Source organism: Salegentibacter sp. Hel_I_6, assembly GCF_000745315.1.
In the GTDB taxonomy this organism is placed as follows: domain Bacteria; phylum Bacteroidota; class Bacteroidia; order Flavobacteriales; family Flavobacteriaceae; genus Salegentibacter.
The window spans coordinates 1,879,553-1,900,268 of sequence record NZ_JQNQ01000001.1 but is presented as its reverse complement, the minus strand read 5'-3'; the positions used below and the strand labels follow the sequence as shown (position 1 = coordinate 1,900,268).

Here is a 20,716-nt window from a genome sequence, read left to right as displayed (position 1 = left end):
TTGTGTGTTAGGTATACCAGTACCCCAATCCAATAAGTTGAGTCTCCACGCCTTTTTTGTTTGTAGGAAACAGGCACCCTTCTCAATTGTTTTCAAAGCTATCTTCACTTTATACTATAGGAATTCGCTTAAGGTAAATTCAGTTTAATCCTGGCGGTATTTACCTCCGGCTTAATAACGACTGCTTATGTTACAGCGTATTTTTGAATTATTACAACAAGGACATCCTGATGCTTTGGAGTTTATCTACGCCAGGTATCACCGCAAACTCTTTTGGTTTGGAAAGCAATTAATACGAGATGAATTTGTCATTGAGAACATCCTTCAGGATACTTTCTTAAAACTATGGGAGCAAAGGGATGGGATAGAACGACCGGAACATATTTTCTTTTTTCTGCGTTATGTGATGAAACGGGATTGTACCTATTACTATGCCCGCCCAAAAAATAATTTTTATCGTAAGATCAACCGCCTGGAATATTATGAGGACTATGAAAAATACATGCACGGCTATGACCCGGAGGAAGCGGAGGAACTTCTACTGGATAGCGGAACCCAGCAGAAAGCCTTCGACCGGGTCAGCCGTGTTTTTCCCTTACTAAGCCCCGAAAGAAGGCGACTGATTGAACTCTGTTTAAAATACGGTTTTCAGTATAAAGCCATAGCCCAACTCATGGGAACCAGTATTACCTATACGAGCAACGAGGTAAAAAGGGCTATCGAGGATATTAAGAACATCATCCACCAGGGTAGCAATTTGGAAACAAAACCAAAACCAGTTATAGCGGTGAAGATCCAGGGCAAAATGACCGAGGAACAGGAAAAGGTCTTGCAGCTGCGTACAGAAAGACAGTATTCCTTTGCTGCCATTGCCAAAGAATTGAACCTTTCTCAAAAGGAAGTCCATAAAGAATTTATGGCCGCCTATAAGCTACTGCAGCTTAAACACGAACAACAACAATCGGCTTAGTGATGGGAAAAGATACCATAAAACTCACCCGAAAGATCCAGTTACTGGTCGATCTGCCTACCAAAGATGAGCGGAAAGAGGCCCTGAATAAACTCTACCAGTGGCGCAACCGCAGCTTTAAGGCCGCCAATCTTATTATTAGCCATCTCTATGTTCAGGAAATGATCCAGGAGTTCTTTTATTTAACTGAAGGGATAAAGTATAAATTGGCTGATGAAAAAAAAGATGAAGCCGGCATCCTGAACCGCTCGCGCATCAATGCCACCTACCGGGTGGTGTCCGACCGCTATAAAGGGGAAATCCCGACCAATATTTTAGGCAACATCAACCATAATTTAATGGGTACGTTCCAGAAAAATAAGGTGGAATACTGGAAGGGCGAACGTTCCCTGATGAACTTTAAAAGGGATATGGCTTTTCCTTTTGATATGGAGGGCATAAAAGGGTTATGTTATGATGAAGAGAAAAAAGCCTTTTGTTTTCGGTTTTTTTCCATTCCGCTAAAAACCTATTTAGGTAAGGATTATTCTGATAAACGCAAGCTACTGGAGCGGGTAGTAGCAGGGGAGACCAAGCTTTGTACTTCCCACATTCAATTAAAAAATGACAAAACTTTTTTGCTGGCCACCTTTGAATTTGAAAAAGAAAAGCATCGCTTAAAGCCTAATGTGATCGCAGAAGCTTCTTTATCCCTGGAATATCCCATTATTGTAAAGACTGGAAGGACAAAACTCAACATTGGCTCCCGGGAAGAATTTCTATATCGTAGGCTTGCCATACAAGCCGCCCGGAAAAGGGCACAGGAAGGGGTTACCTATGCAAGATCGGGTAAAGGGCGCAAACGCAAAACAAAAGCAGTACAAAGATTCCACGAGCTGGAAAAGAATTACGTGACTAATAGGCTGCACTTGTACAGTCGGAAATTAATCAACTTTTGCATCAAACACCAGGCGGGTACGCTAATTTTAATCAATCAGGAAGATAAGATTGGAATTGCCAAAGAGGAGGAGTTTGTGCTGAGAAACTGGAGCTATTATGAACTGATGGCCAAAATAAAATACAAAGCTGAAAAGGCAGGCATTGAACTCATAACAGATTGAAAAATGTAATTTTGAGGGTGCTTGTACACCCATAAGGTGAGGTTAGAAGTTACACTCACTAAATGCGAACAGCATATACAACGGCGTGTCATCTCACTTTTATTGAATAGGGAAATATAAATGCAGAAGCCTATTTGAAGGAGTTGAATAGAAAAAAATAAAATAATTAACGATGAGGGTGCTTGTACACCCATAAGATGAGGTTGAAAAATTACACTCACTAAATACGCTTAGCATATACAACCGTGGGCTTACTTATTTTAAAGCAAAATCAAATAGCAGGGCTTGTAAGATGGAAGTTAAGACCAGAAATAGCGTTAATTACATGCATTTCAATAGTATAGCGTGAAGATTTTATGAGGGTGCTTGTACACCCGTAAGGTGGGGTTGAAAATTACACTCACTGAGTGCGCTTGGCATATACAACGGCGTGAGTTTCTCTTTTATTTGGATAATGAAAAATAGGAGGAGCTTGTTTTAATGTAATTAAACAAAAAAATATAGTATAATAATTGATGAGGGTGCTTGTACACCCGCAAGGTGAGGTTGAAAATTACACTCGCTAAATGCGCTTCGCATATACAACGGCGTGGGCTCTCATTTTTTATGGTAGTCCAGAATTCTTATTTCATCAATTGGAGGAGAGTTTAACTGTCAGGAATTACTTGACAGTTAAAAAAGAAGATAAAAGAAACGTCTCCCGAAATTTATATTACTATAATTTACACGGGATTATTTCAGTGGGTACCGGGGAAAATCAAACCGGGGAAAATGGTCTAGGCGTTAAAGAAATGATGATCAAAGTGATAGTCAATCTTATATCTCGCCATTAATAACTAATTATAACCTATAAAGGAAAGGAATTCGACAAGTCGTAAGATGAGGTTGGTAGTCACTCTCGCTAAATGCTTTTAGTATATGCACGGGCGTGGGTTTCTAATTTTAATAGTTTGCTTAATAAACCGGTTAAAAAGTTAATTTAGCAGCTTATATCTAATAAATGAAAAGCATTGACTTTGGAAGTTTTATCCTTGAATTCGAATCTCACTTCATAAAACTTATTCTAAAAGATGAAGCTCATTTTGATGCAGCGAAGTTTGAGAATAGTTACGATCTAAAATCCGCCATTTATGGAGACAAGAAAATTGGTGTTCTTATCCAAAGAACAGATCCTAACGCAAGCTACTCCTTTGATCCCTTAATTTTATTGAATAACGTTGAAATACTAGAAAGCCAAGTTCGCTGGGTAGTTGTAGTTTCAGAAAAAACTTTAGATTATGGACATTTAGAATTTGTAAAGCAGATGACTAAATTAAAATGTATGGCAGTAGGGACTTGTGATGAAGCTAAGCAATGGGTTGCAGATAATCTTTAGGAGCTAAAAAAATCGGCGAACTCTTAATATCAAACTATTGGGAAAGTTATTGTTTTTTACTAGGTTGTTTTAAATAAGCTTTTATATCTATATATTTGTTGTTAAATTTTTCTTAATGAATATTTTAATCGCTTATAAAGCTCCGGGTGATTTTTAGATTATTGCTCTTAGCAATAATTTCATTTGGAATCACATTTTAAAGAAAGCCAACAATAATCTTTTAAGTTATAATGATCATAATTTTACTAATTGCCGCAATTTTTGGATTTGTATTATCAACGACATTATTTTTTAAAACTTCTACCAATACCCTTGCTACACGAATTTTAGGTAGTTTTTACCTTATACTGTCGGTGTATGCCCTCCAAGCTTATATCATTGATGGAGGTTATTTGGAACATTTCACCTGGTTTTTTCTGTGGCCACTTCTTCCGTATCATTTAATATTTATTCCAATATATTATTATTTTAAAATCATTTTAACTGACCGGCTCAAATTCCATAAAATGGAGTTCATTCTTCTTGTTCCTTTTATATTAGGAGTAATAGATGTGGGGTATGTTTATCTTCAACCAGAACCTTTTTACGATACTATTATTTCTGGAGCAATTTCTTCACCGGAATATAGGCTGGGAGCCCAATATTTTTTATTGAGGCTAGATCAACATCTTTTAATGCGTCATGTTTGGCAATTAGGAGTATTAGTGGTTTTAATACCCAAAATTTTATCTTTTATTGAAAAAGGAGAAGGTGATGAACTTAAAAGTATACTTAACAAATGGCTTCTCATTTTTTGGGGAATCCTTATGATGATGGCTATTCTGGCAATTATGTATGCTTTGGAAAAAATGTTTGAAACAAACCTGTTTCATTCCCTAATAGTTATTGGAAATAACGGAGGTATAATAACTTTCTTTCTTTATATAGCATTATTTGTTATTGGAATTATTCCCATCTATTTTCCTACTATTTTGTACGGATACCCACAGCAAATACAAGCAATGGCCATTACCAAATCCGAAGAGCAACCTGAAGATCTCAAATTTGGCCTTGACAAACAGGTAGTGATTGAAAAATTTGAACGATTAAAAGAAAGTAGATCATACTTAAATCAAAATTTCAACCTCACCGAATGCTCTAGGGAGCTGGAAATGCCTTCTCATCATATTTCCTATTTTCTTAAGCAACAATATGAAGTAAGTTTTACGGAATACAAGAACAAGTTGCGAATGGAATATGCGAAGCAACTTATTGAAAATGGTTATCTTGAAACAAATACTATAGAAGCTTTGGCACAAGAATGCGGTTTTACTAGCAGAACTTCTTTCAGTAAAACTTTTAAAACTCTTGTAGAAGTAAGCCCTAGTGCTTACGGGTTAAGTTTCCGCTAAGCCTTCCTATTTCTCGCTTTTTTTTAAAAAAGCACGTCTTCATATTTGATTTTGATACATCATTTCTTCTGTTTTACAGCTATTAACATATTTTTTGGATTTTTTTTGCAATATGTAATGAACCTAAAGAGAGCATATCAGCTTTCCTTTTATAAAGCTTAAACATCCAAATTTAAATGAAGCAAAACTACTACCTCAAATTTTTACTATTGGTCATATTCTTTGTTTTTCAAGGAAATATTTTAGCTCAAGCAGTTGTTATAGATCCAGCTGATTCAGACCCTTATTATGAAGCTAAAAAGAGGGAGGAAATTCGGCAACAACCACAAATGTTTTCACTCAATATGAGCAGATCGGCATCCGCGGCTGAAACTATGAACTCTGCGGAACTTGAAGCTCCGGGAGGTTATTTTGAGCTTGATGAGAGTTTTACTGCAATACCAACTAACGATGATGGATCTTTCGGCCCTTTATCGATTCCTTTTTCCTATAATCTATATGGTGCTTTGTATAGTGAGGTATGGATCAATACGAATGGGAATTTAACTTTTAATGGCCCTCTTTCAACCTTTAGTGCCAGTGGATTCCCTATTGAAACCCCAATGGTTGCCCCATTTTGGGGTGATGTTGATACAAGTCAAGGCGGAAGGATTTATTATAAAATTACTGATGATGCTTTAATTGTGATCTGGGATCAGGTCGCACATTATCAGCCCTCTGGAAAGACTAATACTTTCCAGGTAATTATTTCTGATGGCGCCAGTGAACTAACTCCTCCCGGGAGAAATACCGCTTTTTGTTCAAAAGATATGCAGTGGACAACTGGGGGGGCGTCTGAAGGTGTAGATGGTTTTGGTGGGATCCCAGCTACGGTAGGAATTAATAAAGGAAATGGTGTTGATTATGTACAGGTAGGTCGTTTTGATAAACCGGGTGCAGATTATGATGGGCCGGGAGGTGATAGTGATGGAGTGGATTACCTTGACAACCAGTGTTTCGACTTTAATATGGCAAATGCAGAAAATATTTCCCCAAGTGCCAATAATTTGCCGGTAGATAATACTGTTCAGCTTTATCTTGGAGAAACCCTTACTTTAAGTCCTTCATTTATTGGACCTGAAACTAACCAGGAAGTTACTACTACTTTAACTTCTGAGATGTGTGGGCTAACTTATGAAATTACAAATGGAAGTCTGTCCACAGCAAATATTACCATAACCGGGGAGGAATGTAATTTAGGCATAAATACAATTACCTTAGAATCTATAGATAATGGTTCTCCTCAGGAAAATACGATAACTATCCTTACTGTAGAAGTCCTTTGCAGTCCGGTGATCGCTTCTGCAAAAGATATTACTATAGAATTGGATGAATCTGGAAATGCAGTTATTACACCAGAAATGATTAATAATACATCTTCCAATACTTGTGATATCACTAATTTGAGCCTAAGTCAAACTGATTTTGATTGCTCAGATATAGGAAATAATACTGTTACTTTGACAGTGACCGATACAAGCGGTAATATTTCTGAAGATACGGCTATTGTTACTGTTGAAGATTTAGAAGCACCTGAGCTTTCTATCCAAAGCCTTACCAGGCAGTTAGCCAGTATAAACGGATTGGCAGTCGCTGCTACAGATTTTATTACTTCAGTTAATGATAATTGCAGTTATACTATTTCCCCATCCACTTTTAGCTTTGATTGTAGGGATGTGGGAACTCAGCAAATTAGTATCACAATAGAAGACCCTAGTGGTAATCAAACAATTGAAAATGCCAGTATCACAATAGAATCTCCTGGTGACTTGGTAGAAACAAGTGAAGGCAAGACTATAATTTCTACTCCCGAAAATTCTACCGTAATCGATGAAAATATTTTAATCAACTCATTTGATGATGTTAATGGTGCTACTGTCTCGATTAATCAAAATTTTCAGTCTGGTGATGAGTTGCAATTGGTTTCTGGATTTACTTTACCTACTGATGTAACTAGTAGTTATAATAATTTAACCGGAGTCCTAACAATTTCCGGGGATATGACTTCTCAGGAACTACAGGAGATATTTCAGAATATCCAGTTTCGTACTAGCAGTAGCTTTGCTCTAGAAAGGGAAATTATTTTTAACATTGGAGGAGGAATATCTAACTCTGATAATGATCATTATTATGAGTATGTGAGTGGTACGTTTACTTGGGAACAGGCCAAGGCTGATGCTGCCACAAGAACTTTAAATGGCCTGCAGGGATATCTTGCAACTATTACCTCTGCATCAGAGAATGAATTCATACTCACAAAATTGTCTGATGACGGTTGGATAGGTGGATCAGATTATTTTTCGCAAATCAACTCAGCATTGGGAAGTACATTTTTTAATAATCAGAGTGAAGCAGAAGGAAAATGGTACTGGGTTACAGGTCCTGAAGCCGGAACTCAATTTTCTGAAGGAGCTATTGCAGTAAATAATCAGTATGCAAATTGGAATGATTTAGAACCTAATAATGCTAATGGTGGTCTTGAACATTATGCGCAAATTTATTTTCAGAATGGAGGGAGATGGAATGACTTGCGTGTTGAAAGTCAATTGGGGTATATTGTAGAATATGGTGGTTTAGCAGATGACCAATCGTGCTTTAGTTTCTCCGGAACCAAAGTTTTAGAATTGAACCGGTCTCCTGAAATTACTGAAATTAACAATATACAGAATTGTCCATCGGAGGTATATGAGTTTACCATCGACATTACAGATTCAGAGGATGATAATGCAAGCCTAAGTGTTTCAGCTACTTCTGCAAATCAGGAATTTATACCTAATGAGAATATTTCAATCAGTTTCAACGGAACTAATTTCGACGTTCTTATTGATCCAATTGATGGAGTACAGTCCACAACCAGCATTACTTTGAGTGCTAGCGATTCTGGTAATGTAACATCAACTGAAACTTTTGATTTTACCACTTTAGATGACATAGATCCAACTGTAGTGACCCAGAATATCACTGTTCAACTAGATGAAAATGGGGAGGCAACAATAGTTCCTGCCGATATTGATAACGGTTCTTCAGACAATTGTGAGATCGCTTCAATGAGCCTGGATATTGATAGTTTTGGTTGTGATGATGTTGATGCTCCGGTAACGGTAACCTTAACGGTAACTGATGTAAATGGAAATGAAAGTACTGAAATTGCAGCAGTAACAGTAGAGGATAATGTTGATCCAACTGTAGTGACCCAGAATATCACTGTTCAACTAGATGAAAATGGCGAGGCAACAATAGTTCCTGCCGATATTGATAACGGTTCTTCAGATAATTGTGAGATCGTTTCAATGAGCCTTGATATTGACAGCTTTGGTTGTGATGATGTGGATGCTCCTGTAACAGTAACCTTAACGGTAACTGATGTAAATGGAAATGAAAGTAATGAAACTGCAGCAGTAACAGTAGAGGATAATGTTGATCCAATTGTAGTGACCCAGAATACCACTGTTCAATTAGATGAAAATGGAGTAGCGATAATTACACCTGGAATGATTGATAACGGTTCTTCAGACAATTGTGAGATCGCTTCGATGAGTCTTGATATTGATAGCTTTGATTGTGATGATGTGGATGCTCCTGTAACAGTAACCTTAACGGTAACTGATGTAAATGGAAATGAAAGTACCGAAACTGCAGCAGTAACAGTGGAGGATAATGTTGATCCAATTGTAGTGACCCAGAATATCACTGTTCAATTAGATGAAAATGGGGATGCAACAATAGTTCCTGCCGATATTGATAACGGTTCTTCAGACAATTGTGAGATCGCTTCAATGAGCCTGGATATTGATAGTTTTGGTTGTGATGATGTTGATGCTCCGGTAACGGTAACCTTAACGGTAACCGATGTAAATGGAAACTCATCTTCAGAAACCGCAGCAGTAACAGTAGAGGATAATTTTGATCCAATTGTAGTGACCCAGAATACCACTGTTCAACTAGATGAAAATGGCGAGGCAACAATAGTTCCTGCCGATATTGATAACGGTTCTTCAGATAATTGTGAGATCGTTTCAATGAGCCTTGATATTGACAGCTTTGGTTGTGATGATGTGGATGCTCCGGTAACGGTAACCTTAACGGTAACTGATGTAAATGGAAATGAAAGTACTGAAATTGCAGCAGTAACAGTAGAGGATAATGTTGATCCAATTGTAGTGACCCAGAATACCACTGTTCAACTAGATGAAAATGGCGAGGCAACAATAGTTCCTGCCGATATTGATAACGGTTCTTCAGATAATTGTGAGATCGCTTCGATGAGTCTTGATATTGATAGTTTTGGTTGTGATGATGTGGATGCTCCGGTAACGGTAACCTTAACGGTAACCGATGTAAATGGAAACTCATCTTCAGAAACCGCAGCAGTAACAGTAGAGGATAATGTTGATCCAATTGTAGTGACCCAGAATATCACTGTTCAATTAGATGAAAATGGCGAGGCAACAATAGTGCCTGCCGATATTGATAACGGTTCTTCAGACAATTGTGAGATCGCTTCGATGAGTCTTGATATTGATAGTTTTGGTTGTGATGATGTTGATGCTCCGGTAACGGTAACCTTAACAGTGACTGATGTAAACGGAAATGAAAGTACCGAAACTGCAGCAGTAACAGTAGAGGATAATGTTGGTCCAATTGTAGTGACCCAGAATATCACGGTTCAACTAGACGCTCAAGGAAACGCGACCATCACTCCTGAAGATATAGACAACGGTTCATCTGATGCCTGTGGTATTTCCGAAATGACACTTGACATTACCACTTTTGATGTCACTAATGTTGGAGAGAACACTGTTGTTCTTACAGTAGAAGATAACAACGGAAACATCAGTTATTTGGAAGCAGTTGTAATTGTAGAAGATAAAGTAGCAACTGTGGTAGTTACTACTGATATTACTGTTGAGTTGGATGCACAAGGGAATGTGACCATCACTCCTGAAGATATTGACAATGGTTCTTCAGATGCTTCCGGTATTTCAGAAATGACGCTGAATAATGACACTTTTGACTGCTCAAATGTCGGAGAAAACATAGTTGTCCTTACTGTTACAGATAACAATGGGAATGAAAGTTCTCTGGAAGCTACTGTGACTGTAGAAGACAAAGTAGCACCGGTGGTTGTGACCCAAAACATCACGGTTCAACTAGACGCTCAAGGAAACGCGACCATCACTCCTCAAATGATCGACAACGGTTCATCTGATGCTTGTGGTATTTCCGAAATGACACTTGACATTACCACTTTTGATGTCACTAATGTTGGAGAGAACACTGTTGTTCTTACAGTAGAAGATAACAACGGAAACATCAGTTATTTGGAAGCAGTTGTAATTGTAGAAGATAAAGTAGCACCTGTGGTAGTTACTACTGATATTACTGTTGAGTTGGATGCACAAGGGAATGTGACCATCACTCCTGAAGATATTGACAATGGTTCTTCAGATGCTTCCGGTATTTCAGAAATGACGCTGAATAATGACACTTTTGACTGCTCAAATGTCGGAGAAAACATAGTTGTCCTTACTGTTACAGATAACAATGGGAATGAAAGTTCTCTGGAAGCTATTGTGACTGTAGAAGACAAAGTAGCACCGGTGGTTGTGACCCAAAACATCACGGTTCAACTAGACGCTCAAGGAAACGCGACCATCACTCCTGAAGATATAGACAACGGATCGTTTGATGCTTGTGGTATTTCCGAAATGACACTTGACATTACCACTTTTGATGTCACTAATGTTGGAGAGAACACTGTTGTTCTTACAGTAGAAGATAACAACGGAAACATCAGTTATTTGGAAGCAGTTGTAATTGTAGAAGATAAAGTAGCACCTGTGGTAGTTACTACTGATATTACTGTTGAGTTGGATGCACAAGGGAATGTGACCATCACTCCTGAAGATATTGACAATGGTTCTTCAGATGCTTCCGGTATTTCAGAAATGACGTTGAATAATGACACTTTTGACTGCTCAAATGTCGGGGAAAACATAGTTGTCCTTACTGTTACAGATAACAATGGGAATGAAAGTTCTCTGGAAGCTACTGTGACTGTAGAAGACAAAGTAGCACCAGTTCCTGATGTTACTGAATTTGAAGATGTGATAGTGAAATGTGAAGTTGTTCCAGGAAGAATTATTGCTCCTACAGCTACAGATAACTGTGCTGTATTGACTGCAACAACTTTAGATCCGCTCACTTATAACGAACCTGGATCTTATACAATTACATGGAATTTTGATGATGGAAACGGAAATACGGCTATGCAAACGCAAAATGTGATTGTAGAACCGTCACCGTTAAATGGGGTAACATTTGAGGATGCAAGTTTTGTGTATGATGGAAGTGAACATAGCCTGGAAGTAAAAAATCTTCCTGCAGGTGCTTCTGTTGATTATACTATTTCTTCTGAAACAGGAACTCAAAACAGGGCTATAAATGCAGGGGTTTATACAGTAACAGCAAATCTTTCTTCAGGATTCGAAACTTGTCCAGATAGCGAATTGAATGCTACCCTGACTATTTTAAAAGCAGAGGCAATGATTACCGCAGATGTTTCTCAAAACTTTACTTATGATGGTACTCAAAAGAAGGTTAATGCAAGTTTAAATCACTCAGAAATTGAGTTGAGTTATTCTCCTCAGGAAGGTTTTACTGAGCCTGGAACTTATGAGATTACCGTAACTTCAGCTGAAACTGAGAATTACCTTGCAACTACAAAAGAAGTTTCTTTAGTGATTGAAAAGGCTGAGATTACGGGGGTGACTTTTGAAGGGAATACTGAGCCGTTTGTTTATAATGGAAGCGAACACAGTATTTTTGTAACCGGTCTTCCCGAAGATGCAACGGTAACGTATGCCAATAACGGGAAAACTAATGCAGGGACATACACTGTTACTGCTATAGTAAGCCAGCCTGGATATGAAGATCTAGTGCTAACTGCGAATATGCTAATTGAAAAAGCATCGCAAAGCATCACTTTCAATGAACTTGAAGATTTAGATCAACTAACAGATGAATATTTACAATTAGATGCAACTTCAACTTCGGGCTTACCGGTAATGTATTCTTATACCTATGAGACAGAAGACCCTGCTGCTACAGTTGGACCTCGAGGATTTGTAAGAATTCTAGGTGGAGGGCAAATCACTATTACAGCTACTCAGGCAGGAAACCAGAATTATGAAGCTGCTGCTTCTGTGGAAAGAACGCTTACGATAAGTGGAAGTGAAGCCAAATTGGTTAATGCGGTTATAAATGGAACTACTTATTCCAATCCTAGTGTAGATATCTACTATCTAATTGGTTGCGGAAACTCTGAAAATGAGGTTCAAATTGAACTTGAACAGAATCGAGGCTCAACAATAGATCGCGATAATATCTTTACAATGAGTACACCTGCTCCTGGAATTTACAGAGAAACGGTAATAGTGACTTCAGAAGATGGAAATACAAGTACTACCTATAATATTGTGGTAGAGAAGAATTTCAACTTTGAAGATATCGTAATTCAAAAATTTAATAATGTGTTGCTTGTAAACAATAATCCAGACACCAATGGAGGCTATAAATTTGTAAGTTACCGCTGGTATAAAGATGGTTCAGTAATAGGGAGCGGTCAATATTATTCAGCTGGAAATAATGTGGATGACCAGTTGGATGATGACAGTTCTTATTACGTAGTGTTGGAAACAGAGGATGGAGAATTTTTAAGAACCTGTATATCTTCTATCCAGTTAAGAAGTTCTTTGAATATTTCCTTAGCCCCTAACCCGGTGAGTTCAGGTGGAACAATGGAACTTTTAGCAGATTTTCCTAAAAACGAACTTGAAACAATGCACCTTTCAATACATAACCTTAACGGGATGCTTATCAAGAAAATGAAATCGAACAATAAGATAACCAGCATAACATTGCCTTACAATCTTCAAATGGGTGTGTATATCCTCAAAATTAGAACAGAGAATATTGATAGTTCTGTGAAGTTTATTATTAAATAAGAAATGCTTTGAAGATTAAAAAAATAAAGATTAAATATGAAAATTAATAATTTAAAAGTAACCCATAGTAATTTCATTGTGAGTCTTGCAATAGTAGTTGCACTAATTATTGTGAATGGAAATGCCTTGGCACAATCAAAAAATGAAGTTTCATTTTACCTGCAGGGATCGTTTTCAGAATTAAGTTATGAAACGCTCGGGCAGGAAAGTGAATTGGGAAATGGGTTTGGTATCGGAGCTAAGTATTCCTATTATTTTTCAGATAGGTGGAGCCTTGGAACCGGTGCTGAATTGCAGTATATGGAAGGCTCGATTTTTTTACCCACTATTCAAGGTGATTTTATGACCCAGGATTCGGAAAGTGATACATTCAATTTCCGTTATCAAGCTGATAATTTTTTAGAAAACCAGGAGGTTTATTTCCTTAATATTCCTCTGCAGATTCAATACGAATCATTAGGTAATACTCGGTTTTTTGTTGCTGGAGGTGTTAAGGCAGGCCTGGTTGTAGATTCAAAATATCGAAGCTCCACGACTTCTTTAGAAACAAGCGGATATTATCCGGAATATAATGTTGAATTGACTGACCCAGAATTTGCTGGTTTTGGTGAATTTGTTAATGTAAGTAATTCCAAATCTGAACTGGATCTGAAAACAAACTTTGTAGCGCATCTGGAAAGTGGAATAAAACTTATGTTGGAAGATAGCCAATCCCTTTATATGGGGTTTTTCGTTGATTATGGACTAAATGATATTAAACCTGATGTATCGGGCGAACGGCTTGTTGATTATAATGTTCAGAACCCAACAGCTTTCGCATTCGGTAGTCTGCTGTCTTCACGCCGGGATATTAATGTAATACAGGGTCTGGACGAAGTCCGATCCTTCGCCTTTGGCTTAAAAGTACAATATGCATTTCAATTCTAATTTTTTTAATACGTAAGCTTGTTTTTTGTTCTAAAAATGGCAGGGTTATTTGTGAACTATTATTTCTTCAATTAAGAGATATCTTTAAGGTAGAAATTTTAAAATTAGTTGCAAAATTAAAAATGGTAGCAGCAATAACTAAAATTATAATGCTGGCAGTAATTTTGCAATATTACCTTATAATGTTGAAGGATCTTTCTCACCATTAGATTTCTTCAAAAGTTCCCATAGAACTTAGACTAAAACTATTTAAAGCTACCATTTTTTGGTAGTGAAGCGGATAAAAATGAGTAGCAAGAGGATAACACGCTGCGCGATGTTAATTTTTTTAACCAACTCATTTTTAGAAACTTATAATATTTAATGAAAGTAGTTTTATATCAATTTGCGACAAATGACCTATAATGCCGCATAAACAGGCTACAATTTGCTACAATTTGCAATTTTTAGAGAAAAATCGCAGTATATTATCGATTGTTAAAAACACAATTTTTAGAAATAGGATTAGATGTTTATGTACAGCCGTGACTTATAGGTGTGTAACACAAAAGCTCAACATTCGTCTTAGAATGGTAAATTGAATATTATTTGAGTATCCGATGAGATATTTATCCAAATTTGAAAGGTTTTTTATAGACATAAAACAGAACAGGTGGGTCTTATGGTTTTCCTATTTTAATAGAATTGCTCTTGCTGCCGGGTTTATTCCCGCTGGTTTAGTTAAAATCTTTGATGAACGATTTGCCAGTGGATTATCAATTATTCATCCAATGGGAACTTATCTGAACGCTTTTTGGTATACTGGTTATTACTATACATTTGTAGGGTTAGCTCAGCTTCTGGCCGCGATTCTTATACTAATACCCCGAACTGTTACTGTGGGAGCTCTTATCTATTTTCCTATAATTCTTAATATTTTTATTCTTTCCTATGCGGTACGTTTTGATGGTTCGCTTCTTACTTCTCCATTAATGACATTGTCTTGTTTTTTCATACTGTGTTGGAATTATGACCGTTTAAAATCTATTTTACCCCTTAAGAATCCTCACCCCATACATCTGCCAAAACCTATTAAATACAGCAATATTTTTCCCATAAAATTCTTTTTTATTAGTACGGCTGCTTTCTTGGTAGTTATAGTAGGTGTTTTTTCGATGAATAGTTATCTTATTATGCCCAGGAATACAATATCCTATTGTAATGAACAGTTTGAAGGCACTGAATGAACTAAAGCTGGAGCCGATTTTTGTGATTGTGTTCACGTTGCAGGAAATCCATTAGATTCCTGCCTGGAAAAGTATGAGATGGCAAAAGATAATTTGCGAGCGGAATAGGAGTGAAGAAAAATTAATGGCTTTTTTAAAACCTATTTAATAATTTCCATTTGCCCATTCTATAGTTGGCTTGATCCACTCTTCCATAGGCTTGAAAATAAAACCATGACCTATTCCTGTATTTAATTCAATTTCTTTAAAATGACTAAGTTCACAAGTCGATGAGGTTTTTCTTGCCTTTGCTGAAACTCCAAACGGATCTGTTTTCTCATAAATGTTTAAAATATTCCCGCAATAGTTAATTTCTGGAATGGCTTCAATATCCCTATCTCTAAAACTTGCGATAAATACAAAATTTAAATTAGGATTATTAGCAATAGTTGAAACATATTGAGCGATATATCCGCCTTTTGAAGTGCCTACGATAGTTATTCTATTAGAATTAATTCCTTTTTTGATCAAGCTGTCTATTTGTTGTACAATTTCAAGGGCATACTCTCTTGCATTTACATTTTCATTTCTTTTTTCGCTTATTACTGTAAATCCGTTTTTCTTAAATTTTTCAATTATTTCTGCATATTCCGTACGCCCGTATTCAGGATGTAATTCGTTTAAATCGTGTGTTTCCAGAAAGCGATTATGAAGGAAAAAAAGATGCCGATGATCTTGCTGTCCCCTGGCATTGATGATTGAACAAAAAATGATTCCAATAATTATACTTATTCTCAAGGGGCTGAATTTATTGTGATATGAATATAAGTATTCAGTAGATAAAAATGGATGTTTTATCGACCTAACTGAAAATAATGAGAATGACAGCAAGAGGATAACACGCTTCGCCGTGTTGGGTAGTCATTCTCCTAAACTTTAAAGCTATTTGCGTTTAAATGAGTAAGAATAATATAACCTTTTGAGGGTTCTAAATTTTTTTTCACGGAAAAATTTCTTGAGCCCAGTAATACCGGTTATTTTTTCACGGAAATTTCTTTTCCCCTCTATTGTAGAACATTAATATAATGTATTCGGAATATGTTGTTTGCAACTTTAAAATTTCATTGTCGTCTTTAAAGTAAACAGGTAAAGTATCTGTTATAGAGTCAATCAAAATTTAAAACAATGAAAAATTTATTACTTATCCTCATCGCTTTTGCTTCTTTTAATATCCAAGCCCAGAAAAATATTGAAAAAGAAGCACCGTTTAATAATCAGGTGATAGATGTTGATTTAGATTTCGCATCTTCTATTGAAATAATAACCTGGGATGAACCAAAAATCCAGGTTAAGGCAGCAATTAAAACTCAGGACCCAAAATACACCGAGTTATTTGAAATTGAATTTAGAGACGCCAATCATACCTTATTTATAACTTCTAATTCTAAAGATGTTTTTAAAGCCTACCAGGAGGATCGCGAATTACCGGATGTAGGGATAATCTACTCCCAGGGTTTAGATCACGAATTCAATTACCAATTAATGATTCCAAAGGGTGTAAAACTTAATTTGTCCAGTATTACCGGTGATATTAGTTCTGATTATTTGAGCGGGGAAATTAAAGTGGATTTAGTAAGCGGAAATATCCAAATTCAAGAGTTTGATGGTAATTTAAATTTAGATACTGTAAACGGCAGGATTGAATTACCTGGAAATGATTCTTCTCTGGTTGCTAAAACCGTAATTGGACAAATTCAAACTACAGGAGAATTAGCAGTTATTCGTAAAGAGAAATTTATAGGCCAGGAAATATCGTTGAAAAATGACAACTCTAAAAATTCTATGCATTTGAATACTGTAAATGGAACTATAATTATTAATTAACGTCAGGGAGAAATTCTCTTACTAGCCATTCACCACTTTTATCTTCACGGCGCAAAAGCTTTGCTTCAATAAAAGAGGTTCATTCCAAATGGTCTTGGACACGAGCCAAAAAGCTTTGAAAATGAATAGGTAAATATGATTCACTAATTTAAGCTTTTCAACTCAAGTCCGCTTGGTGGAACTTGAATTCAACGATCAGGATTTCAAAGCTTGAAGATAAGAGGTATCAAAAGTTGGTTTAGAAAGGACGGGAAGAAGTTAATGAACATTGAGTTTGTTCTATTTTCACTGGCCTACATTTTTTCGGGAGAAATTCCATAGAAAATATGAAAGAATGCCCCACTTTTTCCTTTTTGATCTGATTTTCTTAATAAATTTGAATAAACTCTTTCAACACGGTATGCTATGAATTTTTCTCAGTACTTAATAGAAAAGTTTGGTGTCCAAGAGTCAGACCTTGCCTATATCAAAGAATTAGCCGATATCAAGAAAATTTCAGCAGGATCCTTTCTCCTAAAACCGGGGGAAATATGCAATCATACTTTCTTTGTTGAAAAGGGCTTATTGCGTTTATATTCCCTTTCTGAAAATGGAAAGGAGCATATCCTACAATTCGCATCTGAGAACTGGCTGGTCAGTGATAGGGATAGTGTATTCTTTAAGGAACCCTCTAAATTTTATATTGAAGCTATTGAGGATTCTCATTTAATTCCTATTAATGACAAGATCATAAATATAATTGCAGAGCTAACACCTAGCTTCAGAGAGAAAAATGAAATTTTACTACATAACCATATCCGCCATTTAAATCAACGAATTAATCTGCTCCTCAGTGCTTCCGCAAAAACCAGATATTTGGAATTCGTTAAGTTGTATCCGGACTTGCAACTTAGGATACCCCAGTGGATGGTGGCTTCTTACCTTGGCATAACCCCTGAAAGTTTAAGCAGGGTGCGCAGGGATCTGGACGATAGACCCTAATTTTACTTCTTACCATAGATCAAGAGCTATTTGGACCTTAGCTTCTAACTTTGTAGTAAATATTAGAAATAATGGCATATACTTTATACTAAAATGTTGAAGATCATAGATTCGAAGTAAAGCTGAATGACCAAATTGCCTTTGTAGATTACAAACTACACAAAGATGTGATTAGTTTGATACATACTGAAGTTCCAAAGGAATTAAGCGGGAAGGGAGTAGGATCTTTTTTAGCCAGGAATGTTTTAGAATTTGCTAAAAAACAGCAACTAGAAGTAAAACCATATTGCCCTTTTATCAAAGCGTATATAGATAAGCATCCGGAATATCAGTCTATTTCCAGGTTTCATCAAAATTAATAGGCATTAAAAGAATTTTATTTCAAATGAAAATTTCATGATATGAAAACTAAAAATATAGAATTAGTTGCAAGCCCACCCAATCCGCATTTTGTAGGAGATGGCTTTAGGGTTCATAACTTTATCCCTAGTGGTTTTAGAATGGATATGGAGCGAATGAGTCCTTTTATATTGTTGGACTACAATTCAAAATTTACTTTTCCTCCCTCAGATAAACCAAAGGGAGTTGGCGTACATCCACATCGAGGTTTTGAAACCGTAACTATTGCCTACAAAGGCAAAGTTGCACATCATGATAGTAGTGGTGGCGGTGGAATTATAGGTGAAGGAGATGTTCAATGGATGACAGCCGCTTCGGGAGTTCTTCATAAAGAATATCATGAGGCAGAATTTAGTAAGAGAGGTGGCGACTTCCAAATGGTTCAATTATGGGTCAACCTGCCGGCAAAGGATAAAATGTCAAAGCCTAAATACCAGGCAATTTCGCAAGCTGAAATGACGATCCATTCATTACCTAGTGATGCCGGGCTTGTTGAGGTTATTGCTGGAAACTACAATGACTCTAAAGGACCGGCAAGTACATTTACCCCCTTGCATATGTTTAATGCCAGGTTAAATGAAAAAGCTAAGGCAAGCTTCTCGTTTCCTTCTCATTATAATACCGGGGCATTGGTTATTGAAGGAAGTATAAAAGTGAATGATTCAGAAATTGCTCCAACAGATCATTTTGTACTTTTTGAAAATGAAGGTGAATCTTTTACTGTTGAAGCCCTGGAAAAATCTGTTGTTCTAATTTTAAGTGGAGAGCCAATTAACGAACCTATCGCAGCTCAAGGTCCATTTGTGATGAATACCAAACAAGAAATCAAGGATGCTATCGATGATTTTAATATGGGAAAATTCGGTTATCTTGAAGATTAATATTTCTAAAAGATGTATTTTTCAATTAGCCAGAATGTATGGTTCTGGCTAATTTTATTTTAAAAATTAATATTAATTACATGGTTTATATTCAATGTCTAATATAAAAATGATAGTTCCTGAAAGAGCTGCCGAAATAGGAAATTTTCTTGTGGGTAGACTTTTACCTTTCCGCGAAAAAAGAATGATAGGCCCTTTTGTATTCATAGATCATATGGGGCCGGTTAGCATGACAAAAGATCAAAACTTTGATGTGCCCCCGCATCCGCATGTTGGACTATCTACCCTCACTTATCTTTTTGAAGGCAGTATCATGCATCGTGATAGCTTAGGAAATGAGATAGAAATAAAACCTGGTGCTGTTAATTGGATGACAGCAGGTAAAGGAGTCGTGCATTCAGAACGAACCCCAGGTTCATTACGAGACAAAGAAAAGTCTTTACATGGCCTACAGATATGGGTTGGTCTTCCTAAAGAATTGGAAAATATAGAACCTTCTTTTAGTCATATCGAAAAACAGGAAATTCCACAGTGGTCTGAAAACGAAATTTCCTATAAATTAATTGCCGGGGAATGTTTTGGCAGAAAATCTCCTGTTCCCGTATATAGTAAATTATTTCTTCTGGAATTGAAAAGTAGTGAAAAAAGAAAACTGAATCTAAGTAATTATCTTTTCGGAGAATCAGGTATCTATATTCTGGAAGGCAAAATTAAGAGTGATGGGAATACTTATGAACCAAAACAAATTTTGGTTGCCAAAGATCATAAACTATGTGAATTTGAAATGGATAAGGATACAACTATTTATATTCTGGGAGGAGAACCTTTTAAAGAGGAAAGGCACATCCATTGGAATTTTGTAGCTTCTGATAAAAATATCATTGCTAAAGCCAGGGAAGACTGGAAAAATCAAAACTTTCCTAAAGTGCCTGGAGAAACTGAATTTGTTCCACTACCAAATTATTACTCATGAAAACAGGAAGACTGGAAGCTTTTAGTGATGGAGTATTGGCTATTGTGATCACCATTATGGTTTTGGAGATGAAAGCTCCTGAGGAAACTGATTTAAAGAGCTTGTTAGAAACATTTCCCATATTTCTAAGTTATTTGTTAAGCTTTATTTACCTGGGAATCTACTGGAATAATCACCATCATTTGTTACAGGTTACTCAAAAAGTTAACGGAAGGATTTTATGGGGTAATTTACATTTATTGTTTTGGTTATCATTAATTCCTTTTGCTACCAGCTGGATAGGGGAGAATTATACCGCAGCTTTACCTATTGCTTTATATGGATTTATATTACTTATGGCAGCAATAGCTTACTGGATATTGGAAATACAGTTAATTAAATTTCACGACGAAAACTTTCCCTTAAGGAAGCTAACACAGCGAGGAGCTAAAGAACATCTATCAATTATCATTTATTTAATTGCAATTCCCACAGCGTTTCTAAATTACTCGATTTCAATAGCCTGTTTTGTAGTCGTGGCTGTTATGTGGATTGTTCCAGACCGAAGATTGGAGAGTGTAGCATAATTAATTTTTCTTAGAGGAT

The 20,716-nt window shown here is 36.5% G+C and carries 12 protein-coding genes and 1 pseudogene; 12 read left to right on the top strand and 1 reads right to left on the bottom strand.

Going from position 1 to position 20,716, the window contains the following annotated elements:
• Window positions 1-187 precede the first annotated feature (187 nt).
• From FG27_RS08320 to FG27_RS08290, 6 genes are all read left to right on the top strand, one after another.
• Window positions 188-970 (top strand): RNA polymerase sigma factor, encoded by a 783-nt coding sequence (locus FG27_RS08320; RefSeq protein WP_037317938.1) that lies wholly within the window; start codon window positions 188-190, stop codon window positions 968-970.
• 2 nt (window positions 971-972) lie between these two features.
• Window positions 973-2,070 carry a hypothetical protein gene (locus tag FG27_RS08315; protein WP_037317937.1) on the top strand — a complete coding sequence of 366 codons (1,098 nt, stop codon included), beginning with the start codon at window positions 973-975 and terminating at the stop codon, window positions 2,068-2,070.
• A 1,000-nt stretch (window positions 2,071-3,070) separates the two neighbouring features.
• On the top strand, window positions 3,071-3,445 hold the full coding sequence (locus tag FG27_RS08305; protein WP_037317932.1) for a hypothetical protein: 375 nt from the start codon (window positions 3,071-3,073) through the stop codon (window positions 3,443-3,445).
• A 506-nt stretch (window positions 3,446-3,951) separates the two neighbouring features.
• Window positions 3,952-4,836, top strand: coding sequence for an AraC family transcriptional regulator (locus FG27_RS08300; protein ID WP_197051679.1), 885 nt, complete (start codon window positions 3,952-3,954; stop codon window positions 4,834-4,836).
• A 176-nt stretch (window positions 4,837-5,012) separates the two neighbouring features.
• Window positions 5,013-12,881, top strand: coding sequence for a nidogen-like domain-containing protein (locus tag FG27_RS08295; protein WP_037317927.1), 7,869 nt, complete (start codon window positions 5,013-5,015; stop codon window positions 12,879-12,881).
• Between the two features lie 36 nt (window positions 12,882-12,917).
• Complete coding sequence (locus FG27_RS08290; protein ID WP_037317925.1) at window positions 12,918-13,808, top strand: outer membrane beta-barrel protein; 891 nt, start codon at window positions 12,918-12,920, stop codon at window positions 13,806-13,808.
• A 1,370-nt stretch (window positions 13,809-15,178) separates the two neighbouring features.
• On the opposite strand, the gene FG27_RS08280 is transcribed toward FG27_RS08290, so the two are convergent.
• Window positions 15,179-15,811 (bottom strand): hypothetical protein, encoded by a 633-nt coding sequence (locus FG27_RS08280; protein ID WP_037317922.1) that lies wholly within the window; start codon window positions 15,809-15,811, stop codon window positions 15,179-15,181.
• A gap of 387 nt (window positions 15,812-16,198) precedes the next feature.
• On the opposite strand from FG27_RS08280, the gene FG27_RS08275 reads away from it, so the two are divergent.
• The 6 genes and pseudogenes from FG27_RS08275 to FG27_RS08250 all read left to right on the top strand — a co-directional run bounded on the left by FG27_RS08275 (window position 16,199) and on the right by FG27_RS08250 (window position 20,697).
• On the top strand, window positions 16,199-16,897 hold the full coding sequence (locus FG27_RS08275) for a hypothetical protein (RefSeq protein ID WP_037317920.1): 699 nt from the start codon (window positions 16,199-16,201) through the stop codon (window positions 16,895-16,897).
• Window positions 16,898-17,302: 405 nt separating this feature from the next.
• A complete protein-coding gene (locus FG27_RS08270; protein WP_037317917.1) occupies window positions 17,303-17,878 on the top strand; it encodes a Crp/Fnr family transcriptional regulator in 576 nt (191 codons plus the stop codon).
• 119 nt (window positions 17,879-17,997) lie between these two features.
• Window positions 17,998-18,237: pseudogene (locus FG27_RS18970) on the top strand (GNAT family N-acetyltransferase); the annotation flags it as partial.
• A gap of 42 nt (window positions 18,238-18,279) precedes the next feature.
• Window positions 18,280-19,158 (top strand): pirin family protein, encoded by an 879-nt coding sequence (locus FG27_RS08260; RefSeq protein WP_037317914.1) that lies wholly within the window; start codon window positions 18,280-18,282, stop codon window positions 19,156-19,158.
• Window positions 19,159-19,252: 94 nt separating this feature from the next.
• On the top strand, window positions 19,253-20,131 hold the full coding sequence (locus FG27_RS08255; RefSeq protein ID WP_037317911.1) for a pirin family protein: 879 nt from the start codon (window positions 19,253-19,255) through the stop codon (window positions 20,129-20,131).
• Window positions 20,128-20,697, top strand: coding sequence for a TMEM175 family protein (locus FG27_RS08250; RefSeq protein WP_037317908.1), 570 nt, complete (start codon window positions 20,128-20,130; stop codon window positions 20,695-20,697). The genes FG27_RS08255 and FG27_RS08250 overlap by 4 nt, the downstream gene beginning before the upstream one ends.
• Window positions 20,698-20,716: the final 19 nt, after the last annotated feature.

Excerpts from the sequence above, each read along its gene's own strand:
- FG27_RS08270 (WP_037317917.1), top strand. The coding sequence starts at position 17,303 with ATGAATTTTTCTCAGTACTTAATAGAAAAGTTTGGTGTCCAAGAGTCA.
- FG27_RS08250 (WP_037317908.1), top strand. The coding sequence starts at position 20,128 with ATGAAAACAGGAAGACTGGAAGCTTTTAGTGATGGAGTATTGGCTATT.
- FG27_RS08255 (WP_037317911.1), top strand. The coding sequence starts at position 19,253 with ATGTCTAATATAAAAATGATAGTTCCTGAAAGAGCTGCCGAAATAGGA.
- FG27_RS08320 (WP_037317938.1), top strand. The coding sequence starts at position 188 with ATGTTACAGCGTATTTTTGAATTATTACAACAAGGACATCCTGATGCT.
- FG27_RS08290 (WP_037317925.1), top strand. The coding sequence starts at position 12,918 with ATGAAAATTAATAATTTAAAAGTAACCCATAGTAATTTCATTGTGAGT.
- FG27_RS08300 (WP_197051679.1), top strand. The coding sequence starts at position 3,952 with ATGGAGTTCATTCTTCTTGTTCCTTTTATATTAGGAGTAATAGATGTG.
- FG27_RS08295 (WP_037317927.1), top strand. The coding sequence starts at position 5,013 with ATGAAGCAAAACTACTACCTCAAATTTTTACTATTGGTCATATTCTTT.
- FG27_RS08315 (WP_037317937.1), top strand. The coding sequence starts at position 973 with ATGGGAAAAGATACCATAAAACTCACCCGAAAGATCCAGTTACTGGTC.
- FG27_RS08260 (WP_037317914.1), top strand. The coding sequence starts at position 18,280 with ATGAAAACTAAAAATATAGAATTAGTTGCAAGCCCACCCAATCCGCAT.
- FG27_RS08305 (WP_037317932.1), top strand. The coding sequence starts at position 3,071 with ATGAAAAGCATTGACTTTGGAAGTTTTATCCTTGAATTCGAATCTCAC.
- FG27_RS08275 (WP_037317920.1), top strand. The coding sequence starts at position 16,199 with ATGAAAAATTTATTACTTATCCTCATCGCTTTTGCTTCTTTTAATATC.